The organism is Desulfothermus okinawensis JCM 13304, from assembly GCF_054654515.1.
This window is the reverse complement of the sequence record NZ_BAAIEW010000028.1, coordinates 21905-40793: the sequence shown is the minus strand read 5'-3', so window position 1 is coordinate 40793 and position 18889 is coordinate 21905. Positions and strand designations below refer to the sequence as shown.

At 41.3% G+C, this 18889-nt stretch carries 18 protein-coding genes and 1 tRNA gene; all 19 read left to right on the top strand.

Going from position 1 to position 18889, the window contains the following annotated elements; translation table 11 throughout:
* Positions 1–13 precede the first annotated feature (13 nt).
* Entirely contained in the window at positions 14–160 is a 147-nt protein-coding gene (rpmG, locus tag ACYQ0O_RS10880) for a 50S ribosomal protein L33 (protein ID WP_075069998.1), read from the top strand.
* Positions 161–174: 14 nt separating this feature from the next.
* Positions 175–251: transfer RNA gene (locus ACYQ0O_RS10875), tRNA-Trp, on the top strand.
* An 18-nt stretch (positions 252–269) separates the two neighbouring features.
* Entirely contained in the window at positions 270–497 is a 228-nt protein-coding gene (gene secE, locus ACYQ0O_RS10870; protein ID WP_459892955.1) for a preprotein translocase subunit SecE, read from the top strand.
* 26 nt (positions 498–523) lie between these two features.
* Positions 524–1072: a transcription termination/antitermination protein NusG gene (nusG, locus tag ACYQ0O_RS10865; protein WP_459892953.1), complete on the top strand. Its 549-nt coding sequence runs from the start codon at positions 524–526 to the stop codon at positions 1070–1072.
* A 63-nt stretch (positions 1073–1135) separates the two neighbouring features.
* The gene (gene rplK, locus ACYQ0O_RS10860) at positions 1136–1561 is read left to right on the top strand and encodes a 50S ribosomal protein L11 (protein ID WP_075069996.1); all 426 of its coding nucleotides are present in this window, start codon (positions 1136–1138) and stop codon (positions 1559–1561) included.
* Positions 1562–1573: 12 nt separating this feature from the next.
* The gene (gene rplA / locus ACYQ0O_RS10855) at positions 1574–2275 is read left to right on the top strand and encodes a 50S ribosomal protein L1 (RefSeq protein WP_459892950.1); all 702 of its coding nucleotides are present in this window, start codon (positions 1574–1576) and stop codon (positions 2273–2275) included.
* An 88-nt stretch (positions 2276–2363) separates the two neighbouring features.
* On the top strand, positions 2364–2888 hold the full coding sequence (gene rplJ, locus ACYQ0O_RS10850) for a 50S ribosomal protein L10 (protein WP_075069999.1): 525 nt from the start codon (positions 2364–2366) through the stop codon (positions 2886–2888).
* A gap of 36 nt (positions 2889–2924) precedes the next feature.
* A complete protein-coding gene (gene rplL, locus ACYQ0O_RS10845; protein ID WP_459892948.1) occupies positions 2925–3314 on the top strand; it encodes a 50S ribosomal protein L7/L12 in 390 nt (129 codons plus the stop codon).
* Between the two features lie 184 nt (positions 3315–3498).
* Positions 3499–7623 (top strand): DNA-directed RNA polymerase subunit beta, encoded by a 4125-nt coding sequence (gene rpoB, locus ACYQ0O_RS10840; RefSeq protein ID WP_459892946.1) that lies wholly within the window; start codon positions 3499–3501, stop codon positions 7621–7623.
* A gap of 55 nt (positions 7624–7678) precedes the next feature.
* Positions 7679–11839 (top strand): DNA-directed RNA polymerase subunit beta', encoded by a 4161-nt coding sequence (rpoC, locus tag ACYQ0O_RS10835; protein ID WP_459892944.1) that lies wholly within the window; start codon positions 7679–7681, stop codon positions 11837–11839.
* 122 nt (positions 11840–11961) lie between these two features.
* Entirely contained in the window at positions 11962–12333 is a 372-nt protein-coding gene (rpsL, locus tag ACYQ0O_RS10830) for a 30S ribosomal protein S12 (protein ID WP_075069997.1), read from the top strand.
* Positions 12334–12354: 21 nt separating this feature from the next.
* Positions 12355–12825 (top strand): 30S ribosomal protein S7, encoded by a 471-nt coding sequence (gene rpsG, locus ACYQ0O_RS10825; protein ID WP_459892941.1) that lies wholly within the window; start codon positions 12355–12357, stop codon positions 12823–12825.
* 41 nt (positions 12826–12866) lie between these two features.
* On the top strand, positions 12867–14939 hold the full coding sequence (gene fusA / locus ACYQ0O_RS10820; RefSeq protein WP_459892939.1) for an elongation factor G: 2073 nt from the start codon (positions 12867–12869) through the stop codon (positions 14937–14939).
* Between the two features lie 2 nt (positions 14940–14941).
* The gene (gene tuf, locus ACYQ0O_RS10815; protein WP_459892937.1) at positions 14942–16138 is read left to right on the top strand and encodes an elongation factor Tu; all 1197 of its coding nucleotides are present in this window, start codon (positions 14942–14944) and stop codon (positions 16136–16138) included.
* An 11-nt stretch (positions 16139–16149) separates the two neighbouring features.
* On the top strand, positions 16150–16467 hold the full coding sequence (rpsJ, locus tag ACYQ0O_RS10810) for a 30S ribosomal protein S10 (RefSeq protein WP_459892935.1): 318 nt from the start codon (positions 16150–16152) through the stop codon (positions 16465–16467).
* A gap of 28 nt (positions 16468–16495) precedes the next feature.
* Positions 16496–17125: a 50S ribosomal protein L3 gene (gene rplC / locus ACYQ0O_RS10805; RefSeq protein ID WP_459892933.1), complete on the top strand. Its 630-nt coding sequence runs from the start codon at positions 16496–16498 to the stop codon at positions 17123–17125.
* 10 nt (positions 17126–17135) lie between these two features.
* The gene (rplD, locus tag ACYQ0O_RS10800) at positions 17136–17756 is read left to right on the top strand and encodes a 50S ribosomal protein L4 (RefSeq protein WP_459892931.1); all 621 of its coding nucleotides are present in this window, start codon (positions 17136–17138) and stop codon (positions 17754–17756) included.
* A 2-nt stretch (positions 17757–17758) separates the two neighbouring features.
* Positions 17759–18049 carry a 50S ribosomal protein L23 gene (gene rplW / locus ACYQ0O_RS10795; protein WP_459892929.1) on the top strand — a complete coding sequence of 97 codons (291 nt, stop codon included), beginning with the start codon at positions 17759–17761 and terminating at the stop codon, positions 18047–18049.
* Positions 18050–18051: 2 nt separating this feature from the next.
* Positions 18052–18876, top strand: a complete 825-nt coding sequence (rplB, locus tag ACYQ0O_RS10790; protein ID WP_459892927.1) for a 50S ribosomal protein L2 — start codon at positions 18052–18054, stop codon at positions 18874–18876.
* Positions 18877–18889: the final 13 nt, after the last annotated feature.

The window sequence follows — 18889 nt, the reverse complement described above, 5'->3', positions numbered from 1 at the left end:
TTGGAGTAATAACATGAGGGTTAAAATACAGCTTCGTTGCACAGAGTGTAAGTCAAAGAACTATTCGACTACCAAGAATAAAAGGAACACAACTAAATTAGAGTTGAGGAAGTTTTGTCCAAAGTGTGGTAAGCATGTAGTGCATAAGGAATCAAAATAATAAATTTTAAGTGCAGGCCAGTAGCTCGAATTGGCAGAGCATCGGACTCCAAATCCGAGGGTTGGGGGTTCGAATCCCTCCTGGCCTGCCAATTTTTTTGTGTGTACCTATGAAAAAAAATAAAAAAAAGTCAGTAAACGGTCAGAAAAATCCCATTGAAAGGTTTAAGGAGTTTTTTGAAGAATCCAAGGTGGAGATGAAGAAGGTGGCATATCCTTCACAAAAGCAAACTGTGGCCACCTGTACTTCTGTCTTGGTTTTGGTCTTGATAGTTTCAGTGTATCTTGGAATAGTTGACATTCTCCTATCTAAGATAATTCAAGTCATTTTATCCTAAAGGCCTGATTATTTAAAGTAGAGACTATGGAAGAAAAAAAGCAACAAGCCAAGTGGTACATAGTACAGACCCTGTCTGGTTGTGAGTACAAGGTAGAGAAGACCATACAAGAGATGATAAAAAAGGGTAAGGCAAAGGGTTATATTGAAGATGTGGTTGTTCCTACTGAAAAGGTAATTGAGATGGTGAAGGGGCAGAAAAAGACTACAACCAGAAAATTTTATCCTGGTTATGTCTTGGTAAAGATGATTTTGACTGATGAGTCCTGGCACATGGTGAGACAAATTCCCAGGGTAACTGGTTTTATTGGTCATAGGACCCGACCTGTACCCTTAAAGGACTCTGAAGCAGAGGCACTGCTTAGGTTAATAGAGCAAAGACAGGAACAGCCAAGACCTAAATATGATTTTCACCCAGGTGACAGGGTACTAGTAATAGATGGGCCATTTGCAAATTTTGATGGATATGTAGAAGAAGTAAATCAAGACAAGGGCACACTAAAGGTAACTGTTTCAATCTTTGGAAGGTCTACCCCGGTGGAACTGGACTTTGTCCAGGTATCAAAGACACAGTAATTAGCACCTTAGGATATACACCCTCTGGTGCGAGGATAAATCCAGAAGTGAAGGAAGGATGTTATGGCAAAGAAAGAGATAGCAAAAATCAAGTTGCAGATTCCTGCTGGATCCGCTAATCCGTCGCCACCTGTGGGGCCTGCTTTAGGTCAGCACGGGGTAAATATTATGGAATTTTGTAAGGCCTTTAATGCAAAGACCTCTGATCAAAAGGGCATGATTATACCAGTTGTTATTACGGTGTATCAAGACAGGTCCTTTACATTTATCACTAAAACTCCACCTGCATCTGTTTTGCTAAAGAAGGCAGCTAAGGTAGATAAAGGATCTAGCGAACCAAAGAAAGATATTGTTGGTAAGGTTACAATGCAGCAAGTGGAAGAAATAGCCAAAATCAAAATGCCGGATCTAAATTGTAGTGACCTTGATGCTGCTGTGAGGACAATAATGGGAACCGCCCGTTCTATGGGTATAGAAGTTGTTAAATAGTGGAGTTTAGTTATGGCAAAAAGAGGAAAAAAATATTTAGAAGCAAAGAAAAAAGTAGGGGATAGGAAATACGAGTTAGATGAAGCAATTAAGCTTGCCATAGATATAGCCTATGCGTCTTTTGATGAGACAGTTGACGTTGCTGTAAGGCTGGGCGTTAATCCTAAATATTCAGATCAAATGGTCAGAGGAGGGATTGCATTACCCCACGGTCTTGGTAAGGAGATAAAGGTTGTGGCCTTTTGTAAAGGTGAGAAGCAACAGGAAGCGCAAGAAGCAGGTGCTGACTTTGTGGGAGCAGAAGATTTAGTTCAGAAGATTCAGGAAGGATGGCTTGAATTTGATAAGGCAGTTGCAACCCCTGATATGATGTCTCAGGTTGGGAAGGTGGGTAGGATATTGGGCCCAAGAGGGCTCATGCCCAATGCAAAGACAGGAACTGTCACTTTTGATATAGGAAAGGCAATATCTGAGCTCAAAAAAGGAATGGTTGAATATAAGGTTGACAAGGCAGGTATTGTCCATGCCCCGGTTGGTAAAGTATCCTTTGGACTTGAGAAACTAAAGGAGAATATCCAGGCCTTGTTAGACAGTATTAATAAAGCAAAACCCCAGACTGTAAAAGGGGCATATTTTCTAGGTATGGCAATATCCACAACTATGGGACCTGGGATAAAAATAGAACCAACTAAGATAACTAGTTATATTGAATAAAAATTATAAGAGTCAAAGACAGCAGGTGGCCAGTGAGCCTTAATTGCCTGCCGAGACCGGCTTTGGCTCTATACATGGGGAGGTGGATGTGAGTAAGACACGTCAAGAAAAGGCTGAGTTAATTCAGAGAATAAAGGAGAGGGTCACAAAGGCAAATATCATTCTTGTGACAGATTTTAAAGGACTTACAGTTGAAGAGATGGAGACACTCCGGGGAATGCTCAGGGAAAAGGGTGTGGAGTTTCAAGTTGTAAAGAATACCCTTGCCAAGATAGCCTTAAAGGGAAGTGAATTTGAAATCTTGGGTGATCAGCTTAAAGAGAATTGCGCCTTCGCATTTGGGTATGACGATCCAGTTGTTGCTGCAAAGGTACTTGGGGAATATAAAAAGAAAAAGAAGGATTTTAAAATTAAATTTGGTGCTTTTGAAGGACAATTGCTCGATGAGGCAAAAATTGAACAGTTATCAAAGCTTGCCTCCAAAGAAGAATTGCTTTCTCAGATGTTGTGTACATTGAATGCTGTGCCAACTAATTTTGTATGTCTGTTTGCCAATTTAATAAGGGGACTTTTATATGCCTTACAAGGCATAAAAGACCAGAAAGAAGGTTAATTAAGCCAAAGCCAAAAATATTTTAAGGAGGATCAGATGTCAGAAATTACAAAGGAACAAGTAATTGAATTTATTTCAAACATGACAGTGTTGGAATTGGCCGACTTCATAAAGGAGCTTGAAGAAAAATTTGGAGTTTCAGCTACTCCAGTTGCAGCAGTAGCCGGGGTTGCAGCTCCCGGAGGAGAAGCAGGCGGAGCCCAAGAAGAAGAAAAGACAGAATTTGACGTAGTACTAAAGGAGATTGGTGGCAATAAGATTGCAGTGATCAAGGCCATTAGGGCATTAACTGGTTTAGGTCTCAAAGAAGCTAAGGCCAAGGTAGATGAGGTGCCATCAGTAATAAAAGAAGGGGTATCCAAAGAAGAAGCAGAAGAAGCTAAGAAACAGCTCGAGGAAGCTGGTGCTACTGTAGAGCTTAAATAACAGAAGAATATAAAGGGGCAGCTAGGTTTTAGATCAGGGGCCAAGCTGCCCTTTTTGATTTCCCACCAGGTGGTTTTCATTCCAAACCGAGTTCGGTTCTGGTCTCCGTGTGTTGCAAAGCTTAACTAAAAAAATTTTATCAAAGTGTATAAAAAAGTCCAATTCAAAAATTTAAGGTGAAATTATGGGAAGACTTATAAAGAAGTTTGGAAGGATAAAGGAAGTTTTAGATACGCCATATCTTTTACAACTTCAAAAGGAATCTTACAAGGATTTTTTGCAAAAGGACTTACCCCCCGCAAGTAGACGGGAGGATGTAGGACTTGAGGCAGCTTTTAGATCTGTATTTCCCATAGAAGATTTTTACAAAACAGCGCGCTTGGAATACGTTAGTTATGAAATCGGAGAACCCAAATATGATGTGACTGAGTGTTTAATAAAGGGTTTAACCTATGAAGCGCCCATCAGACTCAAGGTGAGACTCATTGTGTATGACGTTGACGAAGAAACTGAAACTAGGTCTATTCGTGATATCAAAGAGCAGGATATCTACTTTGGAACCCTCCCCCTTATGACAGACAGGGCCACATTTATTATAAATGGGACTGAGCGTGTAGTAGTAAATCAGTTGCAGCGTTCTCCAGGTATTTTGTTTGATCATGACAGTGGCAAAACTCACTCAAGCAAAAAAGTACTCTACAATGCCAGGATAATCCCCATGCGAGGTTCATGGCTGGACTTTGAGTTTGATCACAAGGATATACTTTATGTGCGTATCGATAGGCGCAGAAAGATGCCAGCCACTATTCTCTTTAAGGCAATGGGTTTAACCAAAGAGGAGATATTAAATTACTTTTATGATACTGAACAATATAAAATTTTAGGAGACAAGGTATACAGGCAAGTAAAAAGGGAGTTTTTTAGAAGGGAGAGGTTATTTGCTGATGTGTATGACAAAGAGGGGAACATCCTATTTCATAAGGGTAGTGAATTAAATAAAGCCATGTGGGCGGTGATGGTTAATAAGGGCGTTCAGTGGCTGGAAGTAGATCCACATAGTCTTGAAGAGGAATATGTTGCCCAGGATATTGTTGATCAAGATACAGGAGAGGTTTTAACCTGTGTAGGTGATAAGATTAGTCATGAACTTATAGATCTATTATCTGACAAGGGTGAATATCTGCTTAAAGTTTTTCACACAAAAGGTGTTGATATATCAGATTCCATCTTGAAGACTTTGGAGATCGATAAAACAACTGACCAGCAAAGCGCACAAGTGGAAATTTACAGACGTCTAAGACCGAGCTCTCCTCCCACTCCTGATGTGGCAAAGACTTTTTTTGATAACATTTTTTCAAATCCTGATTATTATGATTTATCAATAGTTGGTCGTTATAAATTAAATAAAAGGTTGGGTCACAACCTGCCAATGGATTTAAGGGTGCTCACCAATGAAGATATTCTCCTAACAGTAAAGAAGTTAATTCGATTAAAGGATACCCATGGACCAGCAGATGATATAGATCATCTTGGAAATAGAAGGGTTAGACCGGTAGGTGAGTTAGTAGAAAATCAGTTTAGGATTGGGTTGGTCCGCATGGAAAGGGCTATTAAGGAGAGAATGAGTCAACAAGAAGTGGCAACCTTAATGCCCCATGATCTCATCAATCCCAAGCCAGTTATAGCAGTGGTCAAGGAGTTTTTTGGTACATCTCAGCTCTCCCAATTTATGGACCAGACAAATCCATTGTCTGAGGTAACACATAAAAGGAGGCTTTCAGCACTTGGTCCAGGTGGTCTAACTAGAGAACGTGCTGGATTTGAAGTGAGAGACGTACACCCAAGTCATTATGGAAGGATTTGCCCAATTGAGACCCCTGAAGGCCCTAATATTGGCCTGATTGTTTCTTTAACCACCTATGCAAAAGTAAATAAATATGGATTTATAGAGACTCCGTATATCAAGGTAGTAGATGGAAAGGTAACTAATGAGATTGTATATCTCGATGCCCAAGAAGAAGAGAACGAGATAATAGCACAGGCAACAGATTTAATAGATGATGAGGGAAACATTATCCCTGACAAAGTACCAGCCAGGGAACAAGGCGAATTTGTTGTAGTTGATAAAAAACGGGTAACATTAATGGATATATCTCCACGGCAAATTGTTTCTGTATCTTCGGCACTTATTCCTTTTTTGGAGCATGATGACGCAAACAGGGCACTTATGGGATCAAACATGCAACGCCAGGCAGTACCATTGCTTATAAGTGAGCCTCCATTGGTTGGTACAGGTATGGAATCAACAGTTGCCAAGGATTCAGGAAATTGTCTGTTAGCAGAAGGAGATGGAGTTATAGAATATGTGGATTCACAAAAAATTATAGTAAGATACTATGATGAGTCTTATGCCCCTGAAACATGTGGAGTAAAAGTTTATGACTTAGAGAAATTTCAAAAATCAAATCAGAACAGCTGTTATAATCAAATTCCTATTGTAAAGATTGGGGATAAAATCTCCAAGAGGCAGATTTTGGTGGATGGTCCTTGTATTAAGGATGGAGAATTAGCCCTTGGAAAGAATTTGATAGTGGCTTTTATGCCCTGGGGTGGATACAATTTTGAGGATGCCATCTTGCTGTCTGAAAGGTGCGTAAAAGATGATGTATTTACATCTATCCATGTTGAGGAATTTGAAGTGGTTGCTAGAGATACAAAATTAGGACCAGAGGAGATTACCAGGGATATCCCAAATGTAAGTGAGGACATGCTAAAAGATCTTGATGAAAGTGGTATCATTCGGATTGGTGCAAAAGTAAAACCTGATAGTATCCTTGTTGGAAAGATTACTCCAAAGGGTGAAACACAGCTAACACCAGAAGAAAGATTACTTAGGGCCATTTTTGGGGACAAGGCAAGGGATGTGAAAAACACCTCATTAAAAGTGCCTCCAGGAATTGAAGGAACAGTAATAGATGTCAAGGTATTCAATAGAAGGTCCACTGAAAAGGATGACAGGAGTAAACAGATCGAAGCTGAAGAGTTAAAAGAGATAGATAGAAAGGAACAACTACACATAAAGGGAATAACATCTGCTATTAGGGAAAAATTATGGAATATAATTAAGGGTAAAAATCTATCTAAGACCATAGTTAAACAGGAAAAGGGAAAGGTATGGGCTGAGGCTAATAAACCCTTAAAAAAGTCTGTATTTGAGTCCATTCCTCTAAAGAAGTTAAAGGGTGCCTTTGGAAGTAAAGAAGTAAATGAGCAGGTAGATGAGATACTAAAGGAATACAATAGAAAAATTGAATTTGTTCAGGGTGTGTACGAGAAAAAGCGTGCCAAAGTTATTGAGGGCGACGATCTGCCTCCTGGTGTTATAAAAATGGTAAAGGTCTATATTGCAATTAAGAGGAAAATCAGCGTGGGAGATAAGATGGCCGGAAGGCACGGTAACAAGGGTGTTGTTTCCTGCATTTTGCCAGAAGAAGACATGCCATTTTTTAAGGATGGTAGACCTGTGGATATTGTCCTAAATCCTCTTGGTGTTCCCTCTCGAATGAATATAGGGCAGATTATGGAGACCCACCTTGGTTGGGGGTTGAAGGAACTGGGAGAACAACTGGCTGAAATGGCTAAAGAGGCAGTTGACATTGATAAACTAAGACAAGAAGTAATGGCAGTATTTGATTCAGAAGAGATTAATACAATTATAGACGAGATGAGTGATGATGAGTTTATAGAAGAGGTAAAATCTTTTAAACGGGGTATAGAAGCCAAGACCCCTGTTTTTGATGGTGCCAGTGAAGAAGAAATATGGAATTTATTAAAAAGGGCAGGGCTTCCATCTGACGGTAAAGTTGTTCTATACGATGGAAGGACTGGTGAGCCTTTTTATAGTCCTGTGACTGTGGGTTATATGTATATGATGAAACTACATCACCTTGTTGATGAAAAGATTCACGCCCGCTCAACAGGTCCATATTCTCTGGTAACCCAGCAACCCCTTGGTGGGAAGGCCCAGTTTGGAGGACAAAGGCTTGGTGAAATGGAGGTTTGGGCCCTGGAGGCTTATGGGGCAGCCTATTTATTACAGGAATTTTTAACTGTTAAGTCCGATGACGTACATGGCAGAGTAAAGATGTATGAGAATATTGTTCGTGGAGAAAATTATCTAACTTCAGCTATGCCAGAGTCATTTAATGTTTTAGTAAAAGAGCTCATGGCCCTGGCCCTTGATGTTGAGCTCTTAGTGGATAAAAGGAAAAAACAGGGTTTCAAGAAAAAAGCCGATATAGTTGACTAAATAAAAGTTATTAAGTCCCTTGAAATAAAACTTTTTTCAAGGAGAAGAAAAAATTATGTCTTTAGATGAGTTATATACAATGCAAAGTGGCACAGATGTTCAGGTAACATCGCAGGATTTAATAGGAATAAAAATATCTATGGCCTCCCCGGAAAAGATAAGGGAATGGTCTTACGGAGAGGTAAAAAAGCCTGAAACCATAAATTATAGGACTTTTAAACCTGAAAGAGATGGACTTTTTTGCGCAAAGATTTTTGGGCCTGTAAAAGACTATGAGTGTAATTGTGGAAAATACAAGAGGATGAAACACAGGGGGATTGTATGTGAGAAATGCGGTGTTGAAGTTATTTCTTCTAAAGTGAGAAGGGAGAGAATGGGCCACATTGAACTCGCTGCTCCTGTTGCACACATTTGGTACTTAAAATCTGTTCCATCTAAAATTGGTGTTCTGTTGGATATGACCATGGCAGAGGTGGAAAAGGTGCTCTATTTTGAGTCTTATGTGGTTATAGACCCAAAAGAGACTTCTTTAAAAAAGAAACAGCTTTTAACAGAGGACCAATATGTTCAGGTTCTGGAAAAATATGGAGAAGATGCCTGTCGTGTGGGCATGGGAGCCGAGGCCATAAAAGAGCTTCTAGAGGAAATTGATCTAGAAACGCTCAAAGAGGAATTAAAACAAGAGACGCTTAGTACAAAATCTGTCAATAAGAAGAAGAAAATAACTAAGAGACTAAAGATAGTTGAAGCCTTTTTAGAATCTGGAAACAAGCCAGAATGGATGATTTTAGAAGCACTGCCTGTTATTCCTCCAGATCTAAGACCCTTAGTTCCTTTAGATGGGGGTAGGTTTGCTACAAGTGATTTAAACGATCTCTACAGAAGGGTGATTAACCGGAATAATAGGTTAAAGAGATTGTTAGAGTTAGGGGCGCCTGACATTATTATCAGAAATGAGAAAAGGATGCTTCAGGAAGCGGTTGATGCGCTTTTAGACAATGGTCGAAGAGGTAAGGCAATCACAGGTACGAATGGACGTCCCTTAAAATCACTGAGTGACATGATAAAGGGGAAGCAAGGGAGGTTTAGGCAGAATTTACTTGGAAAAAGGGTTGACTATTCAGGGAGATCAGTAATTGTTGTTGGTCCAAAGCTCAAGCTTCATCAATGCGGTCTTCCAAAAAAAATGGCCTTGGAACTGTTTAAGCCCTTTATTTATCAGAAATTAGAAGAAAGGGGTCATGCCTCGACCATTAAAAGTGCTAAGAGGATGGTGGAAAGGGAAGAAGTAGTTGTATGGGATGTACTGGAAGAGATTGTTAAAGAATATCCTATCCTGTTAAACAGGGCTCCTACACTACATAGGCTGGGAATTCAGGCATTCGAGCCATTGCTTGTGGAAGGTAAGGCAATACAGCTACATCCCCTTGTATGTACCCCTTATAATGCAGACTTTGATGGTGACCAAATGGCTGTGCACGTTCCTCTATCCATTGAGGCGAGGATTGAGTGCAGGGTACTCTTGATGTCAACCAACAATATCTTGTCCCCAGCAAATGGTGAACCCATTATCCTGCCTTCACAGGACATAGTTTTGGGACTCTATTTTATGTCCCTTATCAGGTCCTTTGAACCTGGAGAGGGTAAGGTTTTTTCAGATCCTGAGGAGGTAATTGCCGCATATGATGCTGGTGTTATTTCTATCCACGCCAAGATAAAGGTGAGAATGGATGGAAAGTTGGTTGAGACATGTGCAGGAAGGGTCCTCATAGGAGAACTCTTGCCAAAGGAGGTGCCCTTTGATCTGGTTAATTGTGTTATGAATAAAAAGAGTATCGCCCGTTTAGTTGCTGAGGCATACCATCGGGCTGGTACCAAGGCCACAGTGATTTTGTGTGATAGGTTAAAAGATTTGGGCTTTGAATACGCCACTAGGGCAGGGGTAACTATTTCTGTTAAGGACCTTAAACTACCTTCAAAGAAAAAAGAGATAATTGAAACAGCAAGGCGTGAAGCTGAAGAGATTTTAAGTCAGCACAGAGAAGGTATAATCACCAGGACAGAAAGATATAATAAAGTTGTTGATGTTTGGACTAAGGCCACTAACGAAGTTGCCAAAATGATGATGGAGGAGATTTCCAAGGATATTTTGGTAAATCCCAAAACAGGCGAAGAAGTGGAAAATGACAGTTTAAATCCAATCTACATGATGAGCCATTCAGGATCAAGGGGTAACCCCGATCAGATGAGGCAGCTCGCTGGTATGAGGGGTCTTATGGCAAAACCCTCTGGTGAGATCATAGAAACTCCAATTATTGCCTCGTTCAGAGAGGGATTATCAGTGTTGGAGTACTTTACCTCAACACATGGTGCCAGAAAAGGTCTTGCAGATACAGCCCTTAAAACTGCGAATTCTGGTTACCTAACCAGGAGATTGGTAGATGTAGTTCAAGATGTCATAGTTTCTGAACTGGATTGTGGAACAGTGGATGGTATTGAAATTACTAGGGAAGTTAAACCAGGAGAAGTACAGGAAAAGCTATACAGCAGAATTCTCGGCAGGATAGCCCTTATGGACATCCTCCACCCAGAAACAGGAGAGGTATTGGTCCCTGCAAACACCATGATAGATGAACAAAAGGCTCGATTAATTGATGAGGTAGGGATAAATTCTGTAATTATAAGATCGGTATTAACCTGTCAGAGCAAAAGGGGTGTATGTGCTTATTGCTATGGTAGGGACCTGGCCAGGGGACACCTTGTGAATGTGGGAGAGGCCGTTGGTATTATAGCTGCACAATCTATTGGTGAGCCTGGAACACAGCTTACCATGCGTACTTTTCACATTGGTGGAACCGCGTCTAAAGAGATAGAACAGTCTTCCATAGTGGCTCGCTATTCTGGGAAGATTACCTTTAATGGTGTGAGGACGGTTAAAAATAGGCAAGGATATCTCTTGGTTATTGGCAGAAACGGACAAATTGGAATAGTGGATGAACAGGGTAGAGAACGTGAGAGATATACTCTTCCCATTGGGGCAAGGCTGCATGTGAATATGGGTGACGATGTAAAGAAAGGACAGTTAATTGCTGAGTGGGATCCCTTCCAAGAGCCGTTCATTGTGGATGTTGACGGTGTAGTTCACTACAGTGATATTGTAGAGGGAATGACTTACGAGGAAAAGGTGGATGAAATCACTAATAAGGCCACTAAGACAATTGTGGAATATAGGTCAACCAATTATAGGCCAAGTATATCTATTGTAAATGAAGAGGGTGAGGTAAAGAAGAGGCCTAACTCTTCACTAGATGCGGTATTTTATTTGCCAGTTGGTGCTATTCTAATGGTTGAAGAAGGTCAAAAGGTATATGCTGGGGATATTATAGCGAGAAAACCAAGGGAAACTGCAAAAATTAAGGATATAGTTGGTGGTCTTCCACGGGTAGCAGAACTCTTTGAGGTAAGAAAACCAAAAGAAATGGCCATTATATCAGAAATTGATGGAGTGGTCAGCTTTGGTCCAGATATCAAGGGTAAACGTAGGATCATTGTCACTCCAGAGACTGGTGATTCCAAAGAGTACCTGGTTCCAAAGGGAAGACACATACTTGTACAGGAAGGCGATTATGTGAAGGCTGGAGATTTTTTAACGGAAGGGTCTCCAGAACTCCATGACCTACTAAAAATTAAGGGCGAAAAATACTTGGCAAAATATCTGGTTGATGAGATACAAGAGGTGTATAAGTACCAGGGCGTAAATATAAATGATAAACACATTGAGATAATTGTCCGTCAGATGCTTAAGAAAGTAAATGTTGTTGATCCTGGCGATACCAACTTCCTAATTGGCGAACATGTAGAAAAACACAAGTTTTTAGAAGAAAATATGAAGGCAGTAGAAAAAGGACTAAAGCCTGCAGTTGCTGAGCCCCTGGTTTTGGGTATTACACAGGCCTCATTGTCCACAGATTCATTTATCTCAGCCGCTTCATTCCAGGAAACCACGAAGGTTTTGACAGAGGCTGCCTTAGAGGGAAAGGTGGATTATTTAAGGGGACTTAAAGAAAACGTAATTGTTGGAAGATTGATTCCAGCAGGAACGGGATTTAGATCATATCTAGATATTGAAATAGAAGTACCTGAACAACCAGAAAATCCCGAATTATTCCTAGACGAACTAAAAAAAGAATTGTGGAGTCAAGAGGAAGAGTATTAAGTATTTATTAAACCTTGAATTTCTTTGATTGACAGCTTATAAAAAATAGGCTACGTAAAACATCTTTTGAACACATATTTTTGTTGGTTGTTATTGATATAATAGTTTGAAGGAGGCGGTATATGCCCACGATAAATCAACTTATTAGGAAAGGGCGTGAAAAGGTTAAGTCTTCAAAGAAGAGGGCGGCACTGCAGGGATGTCCCCAGAGGAGAGGGGTTTGTGTTAGAGTTTACACCACAACTCCAAAGAAGCCAAATTCTGCCCTTAGAAAAGTGGCAAGGGTAAGACTAACAAATGGTATAGAAGTTACATCATACATCCCAGGAGAAGGCCATAATCTGCAGGAACACTCTGTTGTGTTGGTTAGGGGTGGTCGTGTTAAAGACCTTCCTGGTGTGCGTTATACAATTATTCGTGGCGCTCTTGATGCTGCAGGAGTTCAGGATCGTAGAAAGAGTAGGTCTAAATATGGTGTAAAGAGACCAAAATAGTTTTTTAAGGAGATGTAAGATATGCCTCGTAAAGGACCTGTACCTAAAAGAGAAATTTTGCCAGACCCAAGGTATAAGAGTAAGTTGGTAGCCAAATTTATCAATGGTGTAATGAGGGATGGGAAAAAGAGTGTTGCTGAAAAGATAGTTTATAAGGCAATGGAAGAGCTGGCAAAGAATACATCAGACGAGCCTTTGACTGCCTTTGAGAAGGCTCTTAATAATGTGAAACCCGAGGTTGAGGTTAAGCCAAGAAGGGTAGGTGGGGCCACTTATCAGGTTCCAGTGGAAGTTACTCCCCACAGGCAGCTCATTTTGGCAATTAGGTGGTTGATTGGAGCGGCCAGGAGCCGTGGAGAGAAAGGTATGGTACGGAGGCTCAGTGCAGAGCTTACCGATGCTTATCATAATAGGGGTATTGCAATAAAGAAGAAAGAAGATACCCATAGAATGGCGGAAGCCAACAAGGCCTTTGCTCACTATAGGTGGTAAGTTAAGGGTCAGTTTTTGAAATTTTTTTATTGAGGTGAAATGTGGGAAGGATAGTACCTATTGAGAAGCAGCGAAATATTGGTTTTATGGCGCACATCGATGCAGGGAAGACTACAACTACAGAGCGTATCCTCTTTTATACCGGTGTGTCTCATAAAATAGGGGAAGTTCACGATGGTGAAGCCATTATGGACTTTATGGCCCAAGAACAGGAAAGGGGTATAACCATAACATCTGCTGCAACAACTTGTTTTTGGAAAGGTTATAGGATTAACATAATTGATACACCGGGCCATGTGGACTTTACTGTGGAAGTGGAAAGGTCTTTAAGGGTATTGGACGGCGCAGTAGCTGTATTTTGTGCGGTTGGTGGTGTTGAACCACAATCTGAGACAGTATGGAGACAAGCAGATAAATATAGGGTGCCAAGGCTTGCATTTGTCAATAAGATGGATAGGGTTGGGGCAGATTATTTTAGGGTTGTGGACATGATAAGGGAACGACTCAAGGCCAAGCCTGTGCCTATCCAGATACCCATAGGTAAAGAAGAAAATTTTATTGGGGTCATAGATTTAATTCACGGTCAGGCCCTGTACTTTGATGAACAGACCCTAGGGAAGAAGACTTATTCTGAGACTATTCCTGAGGAGTTAGTGGAGGAAACAGAATATTGGAGATCTCACTTAGTGGAGGCAGTTGCAGAAGAAGACGATGAGTTGCTGGAGTTTTATTTATCAGGAGAAGAAATACCTACTGAGAGGTTAACTGAGGCAATTCGGAAAAGTACAATAAATTTGAAGATATGTCCTGTTTTTTGTGGGGCAGCCTTTAAGAATAAGGGTATACAACCCCTACTAGACGGAATTATAGACTTTTTGCCTTCACCAGTGGATTTACCACCAGCTGAGGGACTTAGACCAGACAGTGATGAAAAGGTAATTTGTGAATGTAGAGATGATGCCCCCTTAAAGGCGTTTGCCTTTAAATTGATGACAGATCCCTATGTTGGGCATTTGACGTTTTTGAGGATATATTCTGGCCACATTGAAACAGGAATGAGCCTTGTAAATACAACAAATATGAAGAAGGAGCGAATTGGAAGGCTCCTTAAGATGCACGCAAATAAGAGAGAGGAGATAAAAGAGGCTTGGGCAGGGGATATAGTAGCTGCTGTTGGCCTTAAAACTGTTGCCACAGGCGATACCCTGTGTGATCCCAAAGACCCAGTTGTACTTGAGAACATTGATTTTCCAGAACCAGTAATAGATGTGGCCATAGAGCCAAAGACAAAGTCAGATAGGGATAATTTGTCTTCTGCACTTGCCAAGCTGACAAAAGAAGATCCTTCCTTTAAGGTAAAGACTGACGAGGAAACGGGGCAGACAATTATTTCAGGAATGGGTGAACTCCATATAGAAATTATTGTAGATAGATTGATCAGGGAATTTAAGGTAGATGCCAATGTGGGGCAGCCAAAGGTGGCTTACAGGGAGACCATCACTAAGCCAGCCAAGAGTGAAGCTAAATTTGTTAAGCAAACTGGTGGTAGGGGACAATATGGACACGTGGTTATTGAAGTTGAGCCAGCGCCTGGTGAAGGGTACATATTTCAAAATTCCATAGTAGGTGGAGTAATACCCAAAGAATATATACCGGCTGTGGATAAAGGCATTAAAGATGCCTTGCTCAGTGGCGTCCTGGCAGGTTATCCTACAATTGACCTTAAGGTCAATTTGGTATTTGGGTCATATCACGAGGTGGATTCATCTGAACAGGCCTTTTACGTAGCTGGATCAATGGCAATAAAGGACGCATGTTTGAAGGCCTCGCCTGTAATATTAGAACCCATAATGTTAGTGGAAGTTCTCTGTCCAGAAGAATATGTGGGTGAGGTTATGGGAGATTTAAACAGTAGGCGGGGAAAGATATTGGGTATGGAATCCAGGTTAGGTACCCAAATTGTGAGAGCTTATGTACCTCTGAAGGAGATGTTTGGCTATTCAACAGTAATAAGGACCTTAACTCAGGGTAGGGCCAATTTTACAATGCAATTTGATCATTATGAAAAGGTACCAACAACAGTAGCAGAAGAAATTATAAGAAGCAGGGGGTAGTTATGGGGAAGGAGAAGTTTGAGAGGCGGAAGCCACATGTAAACATAGGGACGATAGGTCACATAGATCATGGTAAGACGACGTTGACGGCGGCGATAACGAAGCAGTTGAGTTTGAAGTATGGGAGTGCTGAGTATGTACCATTTGATGAGATAGACAAGGCACCAGAGGAGAAGGAGAGGGGTATAACCATAGCCACAGCGCATGTTGAGTATGAGACACCCAATAGGCATTATGCTCATGTGGATTGTCCTGGTCATGCGGACTATATAAAGAACATGATAACAGGTGCAGCGCAGATGGATGGTGCCATATTGGTGGTAGCGGCTACAGATGGTCCAATGCCTCAGACCAGGGAGCACATATTGCTAGCCAGGCAGGTAGGAGTGCCCAGCATAGTGGTATTTTTGAACAAGGTAGATTTAGTTGATGATGAGGAGTTATTGGAGTTAGTGGAGTTAGAGGTGAGGGAGCTACTTAGTCAGTATGATTTTCCAGGGGATGACATACCAGTGATACATGGTAGTGCATTGAAGGCGTTGGAGAGTGACGATCCAGACAGTGAGGAAGCGAAGTGCATATTTGAGTTAATGGAGGCGGTAGATTCGTATATACCTGAGCCAGTTAGGGAGATAGACAAGCCATTTTTGATGCCCATAGAGGATGTATTTACCATATCAGGAAGGGGCACAGTGGTAACAGGAAGGGTAGAGCGTGGGATAGTGAAGGTAGGAGATGAGGTAGAGATAGTAGGATTAGGCGAGACGAAGAAGACAGTGGTGACAGGCGTAGAGATGTTCAGGAAGACATTGGATCAGGGTCAGGCAGGAGACAATGTAGGGATACTGTTGAGGGGGATAAAGAGGGACGAAGTAGAGCGTGGACAGGTAGTAGCGAAGCCAGGTAGTATAACGCCGCATACGAAGTTTAAGGCAGAGGTATATGTATTGAAGAAGGAAGAGGGAGGCCGTCACACGCCATTTTTTACAGGTTATAGGCCCCAGTTTTATTTTAGGACCACAGATGTAACAGGAGTGATCAAGTTAGAAGAGGGAGTGGAGATGGTTATGCCAGGAGACAATGCGCAGTTTGAGGTAGAGTTGATAGCACCTATAGCCATGGAGAAGGGACTTAGGTTTGCAATAAGAGAAGGTGGAAGAACTGTTGGGGCAGGTGTAGTCTCGGAGATAATTGAATAGGAGTTGAGATCATGGTGAATATGCAAAGTGATAGGATTAGGATTAAACTAAAGGCCTATGATTACAGAATCCTGGACAAGGCGGTCCAGGAAATAGTGGAGTCCGCAAGAAACACCGGTGCTGCTGTTGCAGGTCCCATTCCACTGCCAACTAGGATACATAAGATAACAGTAAACAGATCCGTCCATGTTAACAAAAAATCTAGAGAACAATTTGAGATCAGGATACACAAGAGGTTGCTTGATATTTTAGAGCCTACACAGCAAACTGTAGATGCCCTTGGCAAGCTCAGCTTGCCAGCCGGTGTGGACGTAGAGATCAAGCTCTAATGTGGCTAATTTTGTAGAGGGGTTACTTATGAAGGGATTAGGTTTAATAGGAAAAAAACTCGGTATGACGACGATATTTGCCCGTGACGGGAGAAAGGTTCCAGTCACTGTCCTAAAGGTGGGTCCTTGTCCAATAATCCAGATAAAGACAAAGGATAGGGATGGCTATAAGGCCCTTCAACTTGGCTTTGACCAGGTTAAGGAAAAGAAGGTCAACAGACCACAAAAGGGGCATCAACAGAAGGCTGGGAAAGGTTTTTACAGGTTTTTGAAGGAGTTTAGGGTAGAGAGTCTTGAGGGATATGAGCTTGGACAAGAACTCACTGTTGATCTCTTTTCCGTTGGAGAGAAAGTTAAAATAACAGGAGTGTCCAAGGGACGTGGTTTTGCTGGTGTTATGAAGAGGTGGAATTTTGGAGGTTCCCCAGATTCCCATGGTCACCACAAGGTTCACAGGACTCCTGGATCAATAGGACAGTGTGCAGATCCTTCAAGGGTATTTAAAGGCAAAAAGATGCCTGGACATATGGGCAATGTCCAACACACCTATAAGAATATTGAAATTTTGGATGTAAGGCACGAAGATGGTCTAATTTTAGTAAAGGGCCAAGTGCCAGGTGCAAGGAATTCAATCGTTTACATCCGAAAGCAGAGTTGAGGTGGATATTATGACAGTGGTAAATATTTATGATCAAGAAAAAAAAGTAGTGGGAGAAATTGAGCTTCCAGATACTATATTCAATGTGGAGGTAAAACCTGGTATACTGAATTTTGTGGTGAAGGCACACTTGGCTGCAAAGCGTGTGGGAACTGCATCTGTTAAGACCAGGTCAACAATTAGGGGTGGTGGAAAGAAACCTTGGAGGCAGAAAGGGACAGGAAGGGCAAGAGTTGGGACAATTAGATCTCCTCTTTGGGTGGGTGGTGCAGTAGCCCACGGACCTAAGCCTAGGGATTATTCTTTTAAGGTGAATAAAAAGGTTAAGAGACTTGCCATGAAAATGGCTTTGAGCTCAAAGCTCCAAGGGCAGAAACTGATAATAGTTGACAAACTAGAAGTGGACGAACCCAAGACAAAAATGTTTGTCAAGATAAAAAAAGCCCTTGAAGTAAAAAAAGCCTTGATTGTTTTACCTAAACAGGATAATAACATCTTTCTTTCGGCAAGGAATTTGCCTGATACTAAGTTGTTGTTGGACAAGGATATAAATGTGTATGATCTTTTAAAATATGATACATTGGTTGTTACAGCAGAAGCAGTAGAAAATATTAAGAAAAGGTTGGCATAGCCATGGACTACACAAAAATTTTAATAAAGCCTTTAATCACAGAAAAGACGACTTTTTTAAAAGACCAAGGTAATCAGGTGGCATTTATTGTAGACAGAAAGGCCAATAAAATAGATATAAAGAAGGCTGTAGAAAATGCCTTTAAGGTGAAAGTGAGCAAAGTGAGGGTAGTTAATAAAAGGCCGAGGGTTAAAAAACGTTTTGGAAGGGTAGTTGGAAAGTTAAGTGGCTATAAAAAGGCGTACGTACAACTTGCGCCAGGTGAAAAAATAGACTTTTTTGAAGGTGTATAACTATGGGTATAAGAGTACTTAAGCCAACTTCGCCAGGTAGAAGAGGACAGACAGTTTCAGATTTTTCAGAAATTACAAAGTCAGAGCCAGAGAAGAAGTTAGTAGTTGGTCTTAGGCAAAGTAGTGGACGCAATTGTTATGGGCGCATAACAAGTAGAAGAAGGGGTGGAGGCCATAAGCGTCGCTATAGGATTATAGATTTTAAGAGAAACAAGTTGGATGTCCCAGCAAAAGTAGCGGCTATAGAGTATGATCCAAATAGGTCTGCGAGGATCGCACTACTCTATTATGTTGATGGGGAGAAAAGGTATATCATAGCTCCAAAGGATTTGTCCGTAGGGGACATGGTAGTTGCCAGTAAAAAAGCTGACATAAAAGTGGGGAACGCAATGCCCTTATACAGTATCCCCAATGGTACAATTGTTCACAATATTGAGCTCCATCCAGGTAGAGGAGGGCAGCTCTGTAGATCAGCAGGGACTTACGCACAGATAATTGATAAAGAGGAAAAATACGTAATGTTGAGGCTTCCTTCTGGGGAGATAAGGAAAGTCTTGGCAAAATGTTTTGCCACTGTAGGGCAAGTTGGTAATATAGATCATGAGAATATTAAGATTGGCAAGGCTGGAAGGAATAGATATTTAAATAAGCGGCCCAAAGTGCGTGGTGTGGCAATGAACCCAATCGATCATCCTCATGGCGGTGGTGAAGGTAAGACGTCTGGAGGTAGGCATCCCGTTACTCCATGGGGTGTTCCAACAAAGGGTTACAAAACCCGTAAAAGAAATAAATATTCAGACAAACTAATTGTTAAAAGAAGAAAATAGTCAGAGAGGTACC